The organism is Endozoicomonas sp. 4G (assembly GCF_023822025.1).
GTDB lineage: Bacteria > Pseudomonadota > Gammaproteobacteria > Pseudomonadales > Endozoicomonadaceae > Endozoicomonas_A.
Genome location: NZ_CP082909.1, coordinates 5,647,981 through 5,664,236, shown reverse-complemented (window position 1 = coordinate 5,664,236; position 16,256 = coordinate 5,647,981). Strand labels below are relative to the sequence as shown.

Here is a 16,256-nt window from a genome sequence, read left to right as displayed (position 1 = left end):
ATAAAAGTTGACCACAAGCTTTCCGTAATCAGTAAAAGTGGGTACAAATAGAATGGCAAGTAAAAAATACCAGCACCACTGCTCTGAAACTTTAAATTTAATTAAACTGAAATAGCTAGATAGTCTGGTCATTTAGATTTAAACTCCGTACGGAAAAAGACCTCATTAGACTTTACTCCACGCCTATAGAATCCTTCAGAACCAAAGTAGCTTTTCTTTCTTTTAATAAGTTTTTCTTGTAGAAGAATACGTAAATATTTTTTAGGTGTAGGCGATGTTCTCAGGTCATGCATCATTTCCAAAGCACAACTTTTCTTTACCTGTTGTTCTCGAGATAATGAAAAAGAAAAAAAGCGATCAATTGAACTGTTCTCTGGAGGAAGACCTGTGAGGCTTCCAGAAGGGCCAAACGGCCATTGGTCAGTTCTCTTGAGATGATTAACATAGTAAAACAGTTCTATGTTAGATGTATTCGACTCTTCCAATGCTTTCTGTACAGCAATCGTTGTATAGTGATGATCGCTATGACTGTCGAGTTCAGGGTGAGGGGTGACAATAATATCAGGTCTATAGTTTGAAATAACTTCTGAGCAGTCTCTTATCAAATTGCCCCAACTACTCTTACAATCTGCATCTGTAGATAGCTTTAACTTATTAAAGCTTCTAAATACTTTAGTATTATCAAGATTTGCAGAAGTAGATCGAACACTTCTCTCAGGATTTTCAAACATTTCTTTTAAAGTGCCGTCAAAGTAACCCAGGTTAATAGCTTGCCGAGAAGGTAATCCCGCCCACAATGGAACAGTAACACTATCAAAAACTCTAAGCTCTCCTTTAATTCTTCCCGGGCTTATCTCTTTACCTGTCAAATCGAACATGCTATCAGCCTCTGACTCTCCAGCAGTGACTGTTACAACCATACTCTGATTAGAACTATAAAGCCCATAAGCAGCTATTTCTGAATCATCAGGGTGAGGTGACATCACCAGGATTTTTTTATCTTTCAAACATGGGTTTTTAAAAGCTATAAGTTCTAATTTTGTTCCTGTTAGTTTGCAATATTTTGGAAACAGGGAAAGCTGTTCCTGTCCTACTTCGAAACTATGGCTGATATTGAGATAACGACTTCCTTTTGCGCCACGCTCAAAGTACTGTCTGTTTGAAAGAGAATCATTGTCCTTGCCGATAGAAATAAATGGATCAAATATATAGCCAAAAAAATTCGATTTTAAATTAATGCTTAGCAGTATTGTAAAATCACCGTTTTGGAACTTTTCAGGAACTGATAGTTTGTTCTTTTCTAGATACACTGTTAGTTTTTCAGCACTAGAGAATGAGAAGAGCTGATCTTCCTGTACGTTATATCGTATGTGATCTGCCCACAATACTTCATTCAAAATATAAAAACAGAGAACTAAAAAGAGAGCACTAATGTAATAATGACTATAAATCAGCAAGCCAGTTACGATAAGCGATACTAAAGTTGCAATAATTTTTATATTTTTTATAACCATTTTTTAATATAAGCCTTGATAAGCTTTCTAAAAAAGTTTGCTTTTAATGCGGTGGCTTTATTTAAAGAAAAAGCACTCCAATACTCTTCAATGGCATCACCATATTTTTTATTGAGATAGAGGCTTCTGAACTGATCAAGATGTTTGAGTGTTTTGTAAGCCTCTTTGTATTTCATAAATTCAGCAGGAATTTTTTCAGGGTCAAACAGTACCTCTGTAAGTATATTAGGTAGATCATGCAACTCTGGGTAGTATCTTCCACGCAAGCTGTCATCATGCTTTAGAATATTTGAGACATAATCATTGATTTTGATAACATTGAAATTAGCGAAAATATGGGCAAACAATGATTCATCTTCGCTTTGTGGTATATGATCAGGGAATTCGAAGTGCTCAAATATGTTTTTTCTGAAAAGTATCGAGCTACAAAGCATTGAAACTGTTTCATCAGTCACATAGTTTTTGAAGTTAACTTCTCTTGAGTCGCTTAGTTCCCATAAGCAGCGAGGCTTTCTCTGACCTTTCGCATTTACAGAATAGTATCTAGCAATAATGAAGTCGGCATCATGATTATTTTTTATGGCGCATCTGAATTTATCAATTGCATCTGGCAACAGTGTGTCATCACTATCCAAAAAAAGTAGATAGTCGCCTTTTGCCAACTTTACTCCTCTATTTCTTGTTACAGGCACGCCTTGGTTTTCCTGACTGATATAAGTGATATTATCATCCAGGGTGAGCAGTAGTTCTTGCATCACCTCGTCAGTATTATCAGTTGAGCCATCATTGATAACGATCAGCTCACAGTCATCGCCAATTTGCTGAGTGACTGATTTAATGGTGTCTGGCAGGAATTGAGCATAATTATAAGAGGGAATAATAATGCTGATAAGTGGTGATGAGCCGTTAGTCATATAAGCGTGTTTCGAACCTTATCTATAATGGGTTGAAAAAAAGGCTTTGCTTGATCTGAATTAACCCAGTTTCTCTCAAACCTATCGATGTCCCTAAGATATGATCTTATGAATAATTTCTTGAAGCGGAATGACTTCATAGAGTCAAGATCTATCATCAGTGTCTTATGATTTTCTACCATGAAATTAGTACTTTTGAAGTCTCCATGCGCTACAAGGACTTCAGGAAAAGTTAGTAAAAAATCTTCTACTTCTCTTCTGACGGAAGACCAATATTCATTCTTAGGTTGTTCTTCAAAATATTCAGACAGTGTTACACCGGGAATAAATTCTGTAATCAGGTAGCTTGTGTGAATCCAGGGGCCGGATCTTTGCTCTAACATAGCAAGTGGAACAGGACTTTTTATTCCAAGCCAATTTAATAGCTCTGCTCCCTTCCAACATACTTTAGCCCTGGAATCAATTATGCTCCGAGTCAGACTATAGAGCTTGCTTTTGCTATTGTAGCGCTTAACCACAACCTTTTTGCCATCCGGCAATGTCATTAGGCTTATCGTAGTTGCAGCACAGTGTCCAATCAACTCTGATCTATGCATAAGTTGATTGGGTTCTTTAAGCAAAGATTCCAGAATATCCTGATATTTACCTTTCCGTATTACTTGGAAATGGCTCCAGGATTTATTTGTGCTGAAGGTTTCATTATTTTCAATGCACCGATGTAAACTTTTTTCTCTGGCCTTTCTCAAGTGAAAAATATTTTTTTTACATTTATTGAAATCAATGCAGTGTTTTTTTTGAGTGATGAGAGATTTATTCCAGGCTTCTGGTAGGTATCGGTCATATCTTGGATATAACCTGAAAAGATGCTCACTTATATCCGTTGCTTCGTGCTTTTTTTTTCGACTATCAGCTACCTCTTGATAAGGCTCCAGTAAATATTGCTTATAATCAACTATTCGAACCAATAAGCTATCGAAATTATGGTAAGAGTGTATTTTTATTAGTGCATTAAGAAAACCACATAACCAATTGATCCGCTCATTGTCAGTTTTATCGAGTAGGAACTCATTTATATTAATAGAGCCTGAGCCGCTCATTATCTCCCCTCAAAAAACTTTAGGATTTTTCGGATTTGCTGTTTATCAGAATCGTCTAGTTTCTGGCGTTGCTTATAAATTTTATAAAACTTTAAACGTTTGGTTTTTGATAAAACATGCTTTGCTGTTTTATCCAGACATGCCAGGTCTTTGATGATGCCTCGTTTATAAAGTGGGTAAGGAAGCCTATCACCCGAAGGACAGTCAATTAATGCAATTTTTGGTTTATTTGATTGTGTTACCAAAATATTGCGCCAATGGAAGTCAATATGAATAAAGTGATGGTCATGAAGAGTACGCATAGCACTAGCAATCTGTTGCATGACAGATTTTAACCATGCAGAGTCATTTAATAGCAATGGAGCTCCGCTGGCTACCTGCGATAAATCCATGCTATTGGTCACTTCTTCAGTAATCAGTGCCCCTTGCCTCATCATGCCAAAGTACTTTTTCCTCACCATAAGCTACGACTTTGGCTGCAGGGATCTGAAAACTATGGAACAAAAGCATATTTTCCCATTCAGCTCTAATCCTGCTTCGCCCCATATAGCGCCGTAAACCTTTACCACCAGATGTATAGCGTTTTACATTGTAATTAGTGCCAGCGACGTTTACTTTAATGACATCACTGAGCTCGTCATCAGTGATGGTTTCACCTTTTAAATCAAAGACCTTATCAATAGTTGAGAAGACATTTGCAGCTGGGCTGTTTTGATATTGCTTGGAAATAGTCCAGAATGAAGACTTTAGCATGACAGAGTTCTTATAACTGAAAGGCCGAAGCCTTCATGATGATCAAAGTTAATAGTTTGGATGACCGGCTTTTCGCTCCATTCGTTTATAGAGTTTTGCCGATTTTTTATCTATTTTTTTCCACATCTTTTGCCAATAGGGAGTGGTGAGAGCATCCCTTAATGATAAATTTGTATAGAGTTTAATAAACCGAAAAATATCCCTTTGGGTAAAACCATAGTCCATGGCTGAAAAATAGAGACCAGAGAGATCCTTCAATCGCCACCGGTCTGGCAAAGAGCTTCTAATCTGTGCTCTATGTAAATCGATCAGAAAAAACTCAAGGGCTTCCAGGTTCAGGTCGGTCGTCTTCTTTAACATAAAGTGACAGAGGTAATAATCACGATGATTAATACCATTGTCATGCAATATTCGGCTAATATTGGCTAAATTCTTTGTGATTGCCTGCTTTACGATAAAATCTGGAGGTACTGCTCTCCACTTTTCACAGAAGTCTTCCAGAGTCCACATATCAGACAGCGCTTCAGTCACAATGAATGAATGCTGTTTGGCTGGGTTACAGCCTTTTTGACCAAAAGCAACTGGAGTCATTGTCTTTAAGCCCAACTCCTTCAGTCGATTCAATGCAAGCCACTCATCCAGAGCACCTAGTACTGGCTTTCTGAAGCGAATCAGTTCCCCAACAATCGCCTTCCAGCCAACACCTCTATGTACTTTTGCGAAATAATAAGAGCCGTTCAGCTGAAAGCGGAATGTGCGACGAGACTCTAGGGCTCGGTAGACTTCACCATCCATATTATCCAGTAATTGGTGAGGATCTTTACCTGACCAGGCTTGTTTAAAGTCATCTCTCAAATAAAGCATTATGTGTGGGCTGCTCTCTTTTTTGCCAAGTCAATTATATAATCAGCTGCTTTAGCATGTTGACTATATAAATCCGTTTCCTCAGCAAATTTCAATGCGTTCTTATGCCATTCAGCCCATTGTTCTGAAGTGAGCATTTTAATGGCTAGTTTATTGAATTTAGTTTGATTGAAAGGTGTACTGGCAACTATTCCTGACTCGGAGTCTGAAATATAAGGAGCATAACCACAAATATCGGTAGTCAACACAGGTAAACCGGCAGCTATTGCTTCCAGCAGAACCATGCCAGCACTTTCTGTGTAGGCTGGATGAATCAGTAAGTCAGCACTGAGCATCAACTGTTGAACATCATTTCTTCCCCCAAGGAAGTGGATATTATTGATACATCCTAGATTTTTTGCCTGTTTCTCAAAGTGCTTTGAACAATCGTCACCTAGTACTAAAAGAGTCGTTTTATCTAACAAATTGGATGGTAAACTGGCTAAAGTATTTATTGCCCGGTCCAAACCTTTCGTTTTAAAACTTGAACCAACAAGTAGCATGACTCGCTGAGTTTGATCGATTGCTAGTTCATTTCGATAATGTTGACGAATCAGAGCACGGTTTTCTACTAGTGTATTTTTTTCTATGCCTGGAGGTAATAATCTGAATCTTTTTTTAGGTGTGCCATAAAATCTATGGAATATCTCTATCTGATGTTGGGTCAGAGCCAGAATGAGTGCTTTTGAATTACTGGAAAATACGCTCTCTTCAAGACAGTAGTAGCCTTTGTAACGTGGTGTTAGTCGATACCACCAAGCCCGGTCATTTAGAGCCTTCTCCTTATAACAAGTATCCGCCGCATAATAAACATCCAGCCCCGGCATCTTATTAAACCCCACCAACGTCACTTCTGCCCGATTGGCCAACGCCTTACCGACCTGCCGCTGAAAACTCTGCATCCGAACATGGTTAGAATGACCGCTGACGTCAAGAAGCCGGATATCAAAGCCATCAGGTCGTTCACCCTGCCAAGCGGTGGTGAACACGAGAATCTTATGACCTCTTTTCTGGCACTCAAGGGCAATCCTCAGGAAATCTCTTTGCAACCCCCCAAAAGGAAAATATTTATAAAGCGCAAACGCCAATATCATGAAGCCTCCTCCTGAAGGAGCTTCTCCAGATAAGGCCAGACATAATCCGGTGTCATTGGGGTAAAGATTTCGGGGTCGGCTTTAGGGAGCTGGCTTTTTGGGCACTGATCAACGGTTAGATGAATCTGGGCGCTGCCATAAGCACCCACCCGTTCAGGGCGGGTCGGGCCATAAAGAGAAACAGCCGGTGTTTCCAGGGCAGCGGTCAAATGACCCAGTCCGGTATCCACCGCCACGGCTGCCTTAGCATTGGCTATGACGCCCGCAATACCGCCCAGGCCGAGGCGCGGCAGTACTTCAATATGATCGGAACTTTTTGCGATGCAGTTGGCGCGCTCTTTCTCTTTTTCGCTGCCCCATGGAATGACGATATGCATCCCGGCTGCCTGAACTTTCTGGGCCAGTTGACACCAGTAGGTTTCTGGCCAGTGTTTAGTCGGCCATGTGGTGCCATGAATAAATACGACGTAGGATTTGTTTTTAATCAGATCGTCATCGAATCTGGATTGGTCGAGCAGAAACTGTCCGGGTTGCTCGGGCAATGGGTAGTTCAGCGACTTGGCAAACAGCTGTCGTACACGCTCAACGGCATGTTGTTCCCAGTTAACCGTTTTTGGGAAGTCGTATAACTTTGCAGCAACGGGCTCTCTGGCTGAGTTTTTATCCAGCCCGAAATTTGGGCCTTTTGCCATGCGGGTAATCAGAGCACTCTTCAGCAACCCCTGGGCATCAATAACGGCATCATACTTTCTGGCTTTGAGATCCTTGCGAAAACGGTGCCATTCTCCTGAGCGGACGGTGTTCAGTATCGACTTTCGCCACCGGCGTACAGCGACCGGTATCACTTTATCGACGGCGGGGTGCCAGCGTGGGATTTCTGCAAACCCTTCTTCTACCACCCAGTCAAACTGGATGTCCGGTATCGCTGCTGCGGCATCGGTGAGAGCGGGAAGTGTGTGAATCACATCGCCCATGGACGTGGTTTTTACAATAAGAACTCTCAACCCTGAATCTCCAGGGTCTGTTCGCCAGACAGTCGTTCCAGAGCATCCATCACCCGCTCAGGGCCAAGCTGGTTCATACAATTCATGTGTTCCAGGGGGCATTCTCGTTTAAAGCAGGGGCTGCATTCCAGACCCAGCCAAAGTATTTCACTGTTGTCGTTCATTGGCGGGGTGTGTGCGGCGGTGGTTGAGCCATAAACAGCCACCAGCGGTCGGGCCAGTGCAGCGGCAATATGCATAAGACCAGAGTCGTTTGAAACCACAGCATGAGCCAGAGACATCAGGTCAACGGCATCGGCCAAAGTGGTTTGTCCTGCCAGATTAAAGCAGCGTTTTTGCAGGCTTACAGGCAGATAGCCCATGATTTCATGGGTGACAGCACGGTCTTTTTCGGAGCCGAACAACCATACTTGCCAGCCTTTCTGGGCCATCGTCAACGCCACTTCGCCATAGTAACCGGCGGGCCATTGTTTCGAGGGACCAAATTCAGCGCCGGGACAAAGTGCCAGGATGGGCGCATCATCCGATAGTTGATAGCGATGCAGTGCCCTGGCAACGTTATGGCGATCAACGCTCAAGGCGGGTTTCGGAAGAGGAGAAGGCAGCGGTGACTTTTCCGGATAGGCTAAGGCAACAAAGCGTTCAACCATCAGAGGGTATTGCGCTTTATCCAGAACTCTTAAGTCATTAAGCAGACCATACCTCATTTCTCCCCGCCAGCCCGTTCTGACAGGAATGCCTGCGAGCCATGGAATCAGGGCAGACTTCAGTGAGTTAGGCAGCAGAATCGCCTGATCGTACCTCTGCGCTTTCAGGTCCCTGGCGATTCTTCTGCGCAGGGTCAGGTTCAGGCTGCCATGCCCTACCGGCATATCGATCCCACTGTGAACTTCAGGCATTCGCTCAATAATAGGGCGGCTCCAGCCGGGTGCCAGCACGTCGATGATAGCTTCTGGATGTTGTCGTTTCAGGGCAATGAACAAAGTTTGAGCCATTACCATGTCCCCCACCCAGGAGGGACCGACAATCAAATATTTCACGTTGCAGCAGTTCCTGAGGACCGATCCACCGATCCACCGATCCGGATCTCTTGTAATTAGGCACGCTACCGCCCTCAGTGAGAGCAGGCAGTCACCGATGGCAGGGTAAGCGACTGGACAGTAGTCCAGCTTCAGTTCAAACAGGTAAATAAAAAAGTGGCGCAGATTATACGCCACTTTTTGGTTCAATAACTCAGTAATTGTTGCAACCGACTGAGTGATTTAACTCACATAGGCCTGCCACTCAGGGTAGGCTTCCCGCCTGCCCTGCACCTGGTCAAAGTACATGGTTTGCAGCTGTTCGGTAATGGGGCCGCGTTGACCACTGCCGATGATACGGCCATCATGCTCACGAATCGGCAGCACTTCAGCGGCGGTACCGGTAAAGAAAGCTTCTTTGGCAATATAGACTTCGTCACGGGTAATCCGTTTTTCCCTGACTTCCAGACCCAGGTCCCGGGCGAAACGGATAATCGTATCACGGGTAATCCCTTCCAGACAGGACGTCAGTTCCGGTGTGTAGAGAATGCCATCTCCTTTGACAATAAAGACGTTTTCACCACTGCCTTCGGCCACGTAACCTTCATTGTCCAACAGCAGGGCTTCTTCACAGCCACTGTCCAGGGCTTCGCGCAGTGCCAGCATGGAGTTCATATAGTTACCATTGGCTTTGGCCTTGCACAGGGTGATATTGACATGGTGACGGGTGTAGGAAGAGGTACGGATTTTGATCCCTTTCTCTTTGGCATCAGGGTCCATGTAAGAAGGCCAGTCCCATGCGGCGATGATACAGTGAACCGTCAATCCGTCAGCACGAAGACCCATGCCTTCAGAGCCCAGGAAACACATGGGTCGGAGATAGGCGCTGTCCAGACCGTTTTCGCGAACCACCTGCTTTTGGGCTTCCATCAGCTCTTCACGGGTGTAAGGAATGGTTATGCCCAGAATATGGGCACTTCTGAACAGTCGGTCAGTATGTTCTTCCAGACGGAAAATAGCCGGGCCTTTATCCGTATGGTAAGCCCGAACCCCTTCAAAGACCCCCATACCATAGTGCAGAGTATGGGTCAGAACGTGGGTTTGTGCTTCTCGCCATGGAACCAGCTTGCCATCAAACCAAATAACACCGTCTCTATCGGCGAAGGACATACGAAAACTCCCAGTGTGATCTAATTATCGCGTCATTGGAGCATACTTTGCTGATGATTCCAAACGGCTGGCGGGCCTTTGGATTATTCCATCCATTGTTGCCAAAGCCCTTCAACCTGTTGGGTGAAAGGTTCTACCAGAGTGGGTTCCACAAAAGGCAGCTCGTTTTGCAGAGCCTTTGAGTGAGCCGCTTTTCTCAGGCATTTGTAAGCTTCTCTCAGTCCCTGACCTTCACTGGCGGTGAGGTAACCGGCTTCTTCCAGTGACTCCGAAATGCGAATGTTATCCGGAAAACGTGCAACCTCGGGCTGAGCGTGTGCATGAGCTAATACAGCGTATTGCATCAGAAATTCGATATCAACAATGCCGCCGCGACCATGCTTTAAATGAAAGAGGGGTTGGCCTTGCTGATTCCGCCGGGACTTTGTCAGATGGTCTTGCATCTTACGACGCATCTTGATGACCTCTTCTTTCAAGACGACGGGATCCCTTGCCATCGCCAGAATGCTTTTGCGAAGTGATTCAAATTGTGCAGCCAGCTGCTTATCACCTGCCACTGCCCTGGCCCGAACCAGAGCCTGATGCTCCCAGGTCCAGGCTTCATTACGCTGGTACTTTTCAAAAGATGTCAGTGAACTAACCAGCATTCCAGAAGCACCGGAAGGACGGAGACGCATGTCGACTTCATAGAGTCTGCCGGAAGGGGTATGGGTGGTGAGGATGTGTATGATTCTCTGCCCCAGTCGTGTATAGAATGTGGAGCTTTCTATAGGGCGGGCGCCGTCTGTTTCTTTATGGGTGGCACCGTTATGCACGAACACCAGATCCAGGTCTGATCCCGGACTCAGTTCGATACCACCAAGTTTGCCGTAACCAATAATGATAAAGCCGGGGTTACAGGTAGAGCCGTCTTCACCGACAGGGTGTCCGTGTCGCTCAACCAGGGCTTTCCAGGCAAGGCCGACCACCTGATCCAGCAAGGCTTCGGCGATCCAGGTCAGGTAATCACTTTCTTTCATCAGGGGTAATGTGCCAGCAACCTGGGCTGCCGCTACTTTTAACAGGTGTGACATCTTGAAGTAGCGCAATGCTTCCATCTGGGCTTCCAGATCGTCTTCCGGAATATGAGTCAGTTGTTGCCTGAGGTCGTGTTCAAGTTCCGCTTTTTCGGGTGGGTTATAAAGGTCACCAATATCCAGAAATTCATCCAGCAGGGCCGGGTGCCGGGCGATCTGGTCTGCTATCCAGGGGCTTGCTGTGCACAGGCGGATCAGATGCTCCAGGGCTTTGGGGTTTTCCATCAGCAAAACCAGGTAAGCCGTCCGGCGCACCACACTTTCAATAAGAGGAAGGATGCGTGTCAGGGCCAGATCAGGCTGTTCGCTTCGACCGATATGTTCCAATAGCAACGGCATGAAATGATCCAGTCGCTCACGACTCTGGCGGCGGATTCGGGTGATGGCTTTGCCATCCCTGAGTGCTAACAGCCGCTGTCTCGATGCCTGCGGTTCTGAAAACGGATGTTCCTGAAACTGCTTTAATTCTTCGTCTTCGGTGAGGCTGCCCTGCCACAGCAGCTGCCAGTGTTCCTGGGCCGTCTGCTCTTGATCGCTGGCGACTTTCGGTACCGAGATGACTTCATCAAAGTGATGTGCCACCAGCGCCCTGTGATGATCCAGCGTATTCATCAGGGAAGACCAGTCCTGATGCCCCATACTAAAAGCAATTCTTGCCTGTTGCTGACCATCAACCGGCAGCTCCTGTGTCTGTCTGTCCTGTAGCGCCTGAAGAGCGTGCTCAATATCACGCAGATAGATATAGGCGTCAGTTAACGTTTGTGTGACCTCTTTCGGCAGGTAGTGAGGAGAGAGCAGACCTAGAATAGTGAGCAACCCTTTCTCCTGAAGACTTCGGTCACGGCCACCATGGATCAGTTGGAATGATTGGGCAATAAATTCAATCTCCCTGATGCCGCCAGGGCCCAGTTTGATATTGCCCTGCATGCCTTTGCGCTTCACTTCTCTTTGAATCAGGGTTTTCATATCCCTGAGGGCAGCAATAGCACTGAAGTCAATGTACTTTCTAAAGGTGAATGGCTTCAGAATGTTGAGCAGATTCTGACCTTCCGGGATATCCCCGGCAATGGCTCTGGCCTTGATCATGGCGTAGCGTTCCCAGTCCCTGCCCTGATCCTGATAATACTGCTCCATGGCGGAAAAGCTCATGGCCAGGGCACCGCTGGTACCATAAGGCCTTAGTCGCATATCCACCCGAAACACAAAACCATCGACGGTTTGACTGTCTATCACTTTGATCAGACGCTGCCCAAGCCGGGTAAAGAACTCCTGATTATCCAGGGAGCGAGGCCCACCCACGGTTTCACCTTTGTGGGGGTAGGTGAACATCAGGTCGATGTCGGAAGAAAGATTCAGCTCCTGCCCTCCCAGCTTGCCCATGCCGAGCACAATCATCTTTTGTGGTTGAGGGGTTTCTCCAGAGCCGCCTCCCATTGGGGTGCCCCAGGTTTTACAGGCTTCGGCATAGAGCCAGTTCAATGACTGATCGACGCAGGCATCGGCCATGGCAGAAAGATCCTGCGTGGTTTCTTGCATGGAGCACAGGCGGTTGAGGTCGCGCCAGATGATTTTGACCATCTCCCGGTTTCTATAGACCCGAAGTTGTCGCATCAGATCGTTTTCGTTAAGAGCTTGCTGAGTCAGCTGGCCAAGTGCCTGTTGATGCCTGCCCGGTTCGGGCGTTTCTAACGGCTGAAGTTGGAAAACCAGATCCGGATGCTTCAGGCATTGCTCAAAGGCAAAGTCGCTGCCCGCCCAGGTTTTATAAAGTTGGGCGAGAAATTCCGGAGATAGCGAGTCAGGGCTGTTGGCCAGATCGGCTGTTCGACAGGTCTCCAGGAACTGATCCCATTGGCTGCTGAGGCTGGTTTTTATCGGTGCAGGGCAGTTTATCAGCTCAGGGCTTTTCTTGGGCTCAGGGCTTTTCTTGGGCTCATGGCTTTTCTTGGGCTCAGGGCTTTTCTTGGGCTCAGGGCTTTTCTTGGGCTCAGGGCTTTTCTTGGGCTCAGGGCTTTTCATAGGCTCAGGGCTGTGATCTGGCAACTCCATGGATGGAAGATCTCCATAAACAGAAACGTATCAGGTTGAAAGTTTACCGTTTTTAACCTTATCTGGAATTAAATAGTTCTTAATCTTGTCAACCAGTCTTTGTAAATGACTAATGTCTTTTATATTTCTTACTGACCGGTAAACATATTTATATTTTTCTGTGATTTCAGTTGTAAAGTCTACGTAGGGTTCAGGGGGTTCGTCATTCTCAGTTGTCTGGCTGGCATCTGCATCGTTAAGGTTGCCATCTGCATCGTTAAAGCAAGCCTCCCAGAAAAGATCACTGGCTTCTTCTCGATTATTGGCGGAAAGGGCAAAGAAAATTAATGCCAGATTACCAACCGCCTCATACTTATCTTCTATGGATGAGTCTTGTTGAAGAATCATGTTTACACGCTCTATCTCTTGCCGGGCAATCTTCTCTACCAGAGTCTGGCGGTCTGCATTCAAGCCATCGATGACATCTTGTCTGAACCGACGCAGGTTCAGGCCTTTATGTGCATTTAATTTTATTAACGCCTTAGTCATACAGAACAGGGATTGACTGAAGCCAAAGCTGAAGCTTTAGATACAACTGGCACAACAATCAACCATATACTTACATTCTTCTCCCAGGGCATTACACACTGCAGGGGCAAGATGTACGTACTCGTCGCTCATGTCGTATTTTTTGTTGAAATATCTGTCACTCAGTAAATCCAAAATTGAACCAATGAAAAATTCATCTAAATCGCTCATATCGCTGCTATCGCTACTATCGAATAACGCTCCCAATTCACAAACGCCATGACAAGAATCGACGTAACAATTTAAACCAAAAGTATGTTCTCGTTGTCCAGAGCCCTCGTTACCACCACCAGAGCCGGAAGAGCCTGGATTGGTTGTAAAGGTGAACCCCCCAGAGGCTTGCTGACCGGATGATTTGTTTTGCGCCTTTTGTGGTTGGCTCTGTTGTTGACCATTTCCGGGCAGCATCATGGTGATGATCGTAAATGGATACTCCTGACTTGCCTTCGGCTTATCCATTGGGAGTGGTGAATAGGTGCTCCAATAGCTTTCAGCCTGGCAGATGGTAGACAAGCACCAAAGCAATAACAGCGGTGCCAGGAAAAACGAATTTTTCATCAGACCTCACTTTTTTAATGACCTTTTAAAAGTCCAGTAAGCATGGACGAAAAATCCAGGGGCATGGGGTTTATTCCATGCCGGAAAAAATGCGCACCAATAGATTTATTTTCTGTTGGAGAGGACTTTACCTTTATTTGTGAAACATTCGGTCTACGATACATAACGGCCTTAGAATGGATGACTAGTACATCATTTCAATGATTTTGATGTGAACAATCTACGTTCATCCTGAGCGGAGTCGAAGGATGTGGACTCCGAACCAACAATGAAGATTGTGCCAACCACCCTTCGACTCCGCTCAGGGTGAACGGAGCTTGGTTGCCATTGATAGAGGGAACCCATCAATCACATTGAAACCGTGTACTAGAGTGCCAACATGAACATTTTCAGTTCCGGGTCAGGGGTTGCGCTGTTGTCAGCCATTTATGCCTTCTCCTGTCATGCTTTCCCTACGGCTGGCTCGACGGACGATTCCATCTATACAGAGGTTTCAAGTTGTTCTGAATTAACCCTCAGTATTGATAGGGATGTATGCAGTCGCCACCTACCTGTTTTTAAGGCGTTTATCGGGGCAAAGAACCATCAGCTATCTCCGCCAACACCTTCCCCCGGCACTTCTTCAGGTATTCACCCGACTCTCCCCTCAATGTCTGAACCTATTCCTGAAACCGTCAAGATAATAAAAATATCCGCAACAACACAAAAACTGAGTGATGAGGTTTTTAAAACTATATATCCAACGTTGTTTATTTTTGATGCAGAGCAATCACCCGGCAAGGGACAACCCGCTGTTTATGAGTTGTCATTGTCAGAATTCATTAGTGACGATCGCAAAAGAATCCAGCGTTTTCATCTGCCGGCTAACTCGGCTTTTGTGGGGAACAAGGCAGATATTCTGCCAGAACTTGTGATTGAAGGAGGTCTTCAGGATCGTTTTGTGATGTCGGCCCCCCATAATAATTCTGTCTATTATCTGGCGAATATTAAAATTGATTCCAGAAATACCGGCGCCCGGTTTACGAGTGATACTGAAACAGCAGGATTAAAAAGGTTAGACAAGTTAACCACCTGGGAAAAAATAGCCGTAGGTGCTGGCCTGTTATTTTTTGATCAGGTTATTACCCAAACCTGGTTCCACCTTTCAGAAGGTATCAGGCAGGCCTGGATCAGATATACCAGTCAGGCGCTGGCAGCCACATTGGGTATGGGTCTTCCGGCGCTCCCGAATGGTATCAATGGATTGAGAAGAAGGTCAGGGCACGCCCGGTCAGGATTTCTGGATCAATGGGGGCGTCCAGATCTATATCAATCAGGTCATTTGTTAGCGACATCCTCCATTACCCAAGGATCTGTTGCTGATTTAGCCGCTTCCATCACCCAGGATGATCGTTGGCCCACCCACAGCCAAAATGCCATCACTACTGGTGAAGAACGGGCTGATCACTTTGTTACCCGTGATGGGGTGACTTTTGCGGGCACCCATTTGATCATCGACTTCTGGGGAGCTAAAAATCTGGATGACATTGATCTGATGGAACAAATGATGTGTGAGGCGGTTGAAAGGGCGGGTGCTACCTTGTTGGATATTCGCCTTCGTAACTTCGAGCCCAATGGTGGCATTTCTGGCTTTGCGGTATTGGCTGAGTCGCATATCAGTGTCCACACCTGGCCAGAGAGGGACTTCGCGGCGTTCGATATCTTTATGTGTGGCGATGCTCGGCCAGAGACAGCGGTTCCGATTTTAAAGGCCGCCTTTAATCCTGACTCGACTGATATCAGAGGGCTCTTGCGTGGGAGGGTGCGTTGTGAAAGCGAGTAGGCTTTTTCTCGATTCTTTCCAACCTGAGGATTCTTATATGTACTTTTAAAAGTACATATAGAGATCAGAAGTACGTAGATCATGGGTAATAACGGTAGGTATGGAGTTTAAAAAATGACTCCTTCCCACTCTCCAGTGAATGCACACCTCCCCAACAAGTCAGGGCATAAATTGCTATTGAGGTATCCCCCACCAGTGTTTTTTCTTACTTATCAGCAGATATGCCCAAAAATATTATGATCGCGCATAATAATGCAGCGGCTTTTGATGTATTTCTGTAACTTTGCTGCACCTAAGTACTGGTACTCATTGCGGCTTTTGCTTATCTTGTAGTTCAATTACTAAAGTTGATCGAAATCAATTTTCTGAAGGTTTAAACTCTGTCTTCTTATCACCAGATTAACTGTCCATCCGGGGCCGATCACTCGGCTGGAAGCCTGACGGCATGGTGGTCGAACATAAAGCTCAAGCAGGCAGGGCAAATTTTTCATTAGATAACTTTGGCGCTGGGAGTCACGACAGGGATGGTATTCGAGCTGTCCTTATGCGGGCTCCTGAGGCTTACGTCGCTTAATCATCGGTTGTTACTGATGATACGGACCGAAAAAAGCAGTCCATCGAAGGTAAGCCTCGACTATCCTGACAAACAGAATTTAACTGGCACATCGACGAAGAACGGCCACTTTGGAGTGTAGTTGTTCATCTCAGGTTGAGAC

14 protein-coding genes are annotated in these 16,256 nt (G+C 45.5%); 1 reads left to right on the top strand and 13 read right to left on the bottom strand.

Annotation, left to right across the window (positions count from 1 at the left end; translation table 11 throughout):
* Positions 1–128 precede the first annotated feature (128 nt).
* The 13 genes from K7B67_RS22415 to K7B67_RS22355 form a co-directional block, all read right to left on the bottom strand.
* Complete coding sequence (locus K7B67_RS22415; protein ID WP_252178060.1) at positions 129–1,514, bottom strand: PIG-L family deacetylase; 1,386 nt, start codon at positions 1,512–1,514, stop codon at positions 129–131.
* Positions 1,505–2,428 (bottom strand): glycosyltransferase family 2 protein, encoded by a 924-nt coding sequence (locus K7B67_RS22410; RefSeq protein WP_252178059.1) that lies wholly within the window; start codon positions 2,426–2,428, stop codon positions 1,505–1,507. The genes K7B67_RS22415 and K7B67_RS22410 overlap by 10 nt, the downstream gene beginning before the upstream one ends.
* Positions 2,425–3,525, bottom strand: coding sequence for a hypothetical protein (locus K7B67_RS22405; RefSeq protein WP_252178058.1), 1,101 nt, complete (start codon positions 3,523–3,525; stop codon positions 2,425–2,427). Before K7B67_RS22405 ends, K7B67_RS22410 begins: the two co-directional genes overlap by 4 nt.
* Positions 3,525–3,917 carry a protein kinase gene (locus K7B67_RS22400; RefSeq protein ID WP_252178057.1) on the bottom strand — a complete coding sequence of 131 codons (393 nt, stop codon included), beginning with the start codon at positions 3,915–3,917 and terminating at the stop codon, positions 3,525–3,527. The genes K7B67_RS22405 and K7B67_RS22400 overlap by 1 nt, the downstream gene beginning before the upstream one ends.
* 16 nt (positions 3,918–3,933) lie before the next feature.
* Complete coding sequence (locus tag K7B67_RS22395; RefSeq protein WP_252178056.1) at positions 3,934–4,278, bottom strand: lipopolysaccharide kinase InaA family protein; 345 nt, start codon at positions 4,276–4,278, stop codon at positions 3,934–3,936.
* Positions 4,279–4,326: 48 nt separating this feature from the next.
* On the bottom strand, positions 4,327–5,142 hold the full coding sequence (rfaP, locus tag K7B67_RS22390) for a lipopolysaccharide core heptose(I) kinase RfaP (RefSeq protein WP_252178055.1): 816 nt from the start codon (positions 5,140–5,142) through the stop codon (positions 4,327–4,329).
* On the bottom strand, positions 5,142–6,275 hold the full coding sequence (locus K7B67_RS22385) for a glycosyltransferase family 4 protein (RefSeq protein ID WP_252178054.1): 1,134 nt from the start codon (positions 6,273–6,275) through the stop codon (positions 5,142–5,144). Before K7B67_RS22385 ends, rfaP begins: the two co-directional genes overlap by 1 nt.
* On the bottom strand, positions 6,272–7,279 hold the full coding sequence (gene waaC / locus K7B67_RS22380; protein WP_252178053.1) for a lipopolysaccharide heptosyltransferase I: 1,008 nt from the start codon (positions 7,277–7,279) through the stop codon (positions 6,272–6,274). The genes K7B67_RS22385 and waaC overlap by 4 nt, the downstream gene beginning before the upstream one ends.
* On the bottom strand, positions 7,276–8,319 hold the full coding sequence (gene waaF, locus K7B67_RS22375; RefSeq protein WP_256484632.1) for a lipopolysaccharide heptosyltransferase II: 1,044 nt from the start codon (positions 8,317–8,319) through the stop codon (positions 7,276–7,278). Before waaF ends, waaC begins: the two co-directional genes overlap by 4 nt.
* A 222-nt stretch (positions 8,320–8,541) precedes the next feature.
* On the bottom strand, positions 8,542–9,468 hold the full coding sequence (locus K7B67_RS22370) for a branched-chain amino acid transaminase (protein WP_252178051.1): 927 nt from the start codon (positions 9,466–9,468) through the stop codon (positions 8,542–8,544).
* 83 nt (positions 9,469–9,551) lie between these two features.
* On the bottom strand, positions 9,552–12,593 hold the full coding sequence (gene glnE / locus K7B67_RS22365) for a bifunctional [glutamate--ammonia ligase]-adenylyl-L-tyrosine phosphorylase/[glutamate--ammonia-ligase] adenylyltransferase (RefSeq protein WP_252178050.1): 3,042 nt from the start codon (positions 12,591–12,593) through the stop codon (positions 9,552–9,554).
* Between the two features lie 30 nt (positions 12,594–12,623).
* Positions 12,624–13,121 carry a hypothetical protein gene (locus K7B67_RS22360; protein ID WP_252178049.1) on the bottom strand — a complete coding sequence of 166 codons (498 nt, stop codon included), beginning with the start codon at positions 13,119–13,121 and terminating at the stop codon, positions 12,624–12,626.
* A gap of 36 nt (positions 13,122–13,157) precedes the next feature.
* Positions 13,158–13,718: a hypothetical protein gene (locus K7B67_RS22355; protein WP_252178048.1), complete on the bottom strand. Its 561-nt coding sequence runs from the start codon at positions 13,716–13,718 to the stop codon at positions 13,158–13,160.
* Between the two features lie 379 nt (positions 13,719–14,097).
* Here K7B67_RS22355 and speD point away from each other — a divergent pair, with 379 nt between their 5' ends.
* A complete protein-coding gene (gene speD / locus K7B67_RS22350; RefSeq protein WP_252178047.1) occupies positions 14,098–15,540 on the top strand; it encodes an adenosylmethionine decarboxylase in 1,443 nt (480 codons plus the stop codon).
* Positions 15,541–16,256 lie beyond the last annotated feature (716 nt).

What these genes read in the sequence shown, in the direction of transcription:
- K7B67_RS22415 (WP_252178060.1), bottom strand. Translation starts at nt 1,514, where the DNA reads ATGGTTATAAAAAATATAAAAATTATTGCAACTTTAGTATCGCTTATC.
- K7B67_RS22410 (WP_252178059.1), bottom strand. Translation starts at nt 2,428, where the DNA reads ATGACTAACGGCTCATCACCACTTATCAGCATTATTATTCCCTCTTAT.
- K7B67_RS22405 (WP_252178058.1), bottom strand. Translation starts at nt 3,525, where the DNA reads ATGAGCGGCTCAGGCTCTATTAATATAAATGAGTTCCTACTCGATAAA.
- K7B67_RS22400 (WP_252178057.1), bottom strand. Translation starts at nt 3,917, where the DNA reads ATGGATTTATCGCAGGTAGCCAGCGGAGCTCCATTGCTATTAAATGAC.
- K7B67_RS22395 (WP_252178056.1), bottom strand. Translation starts at nt 4,278, where the DNA reads ATGCTAAAGTCTTCATTCTGGACTATTTCCAAGCAATATCAAAACAGC.
- rfaP (WP_252178055.1), bottom strand. Translation starts at nt 5,142, where the DNA reads ATGCTTTATTTGAGAGATGACTTTAAACAAGCCTGGTCAGGTAAAGAT.
- K7B67_RS22385 (WP_252178054.1), bottom strand. Translation starts at nt 6,275, where the DNA reads ATGATATTGGCGTTTGCGCTTTATAAATATTTTCCTTTTGGGGGGTTG.
- K7B67_RS22370 (WP_252178051.1), bottom strand. Translation starts at nt 9,468, where the DNA reads ATGTCCTTCGCCGATAGAGACGGTGTTATTTGGTTTGATGGCAAGCTG.
- glnE (WP_252178050.1), bottom strand. Translation starts at nt 12,593, where the DNA reads ATGGAGTTGCCAGATCACAGCCCTGAGCCTATGAAAAGCCCTGAGCCC.
- K7B67_RS22360 (WP_252178049.1), bottom strand. Translation starts at nt 13,121, where the DNA reads ATGACTAAGGCGTTAATAAAATTAAATGCACATAAAGGCCTGAACCTG.
- K7B67_RS22355 (WP_252178048.1), bottom strand. Translation starts at nt 13,718, where the DNA reads ATGAAAAATTCGTTTTTCCTGGCACCGCTGTTATTGCTTTGGTGCTTG.
- speD (WP_252178047.1), top strand. Translation starts at nt 14,098, where the DNA reads ATGAACATTTTCAGTTCCGGGTCAGGGGTTGCGCTGTTGTCAGCCATT.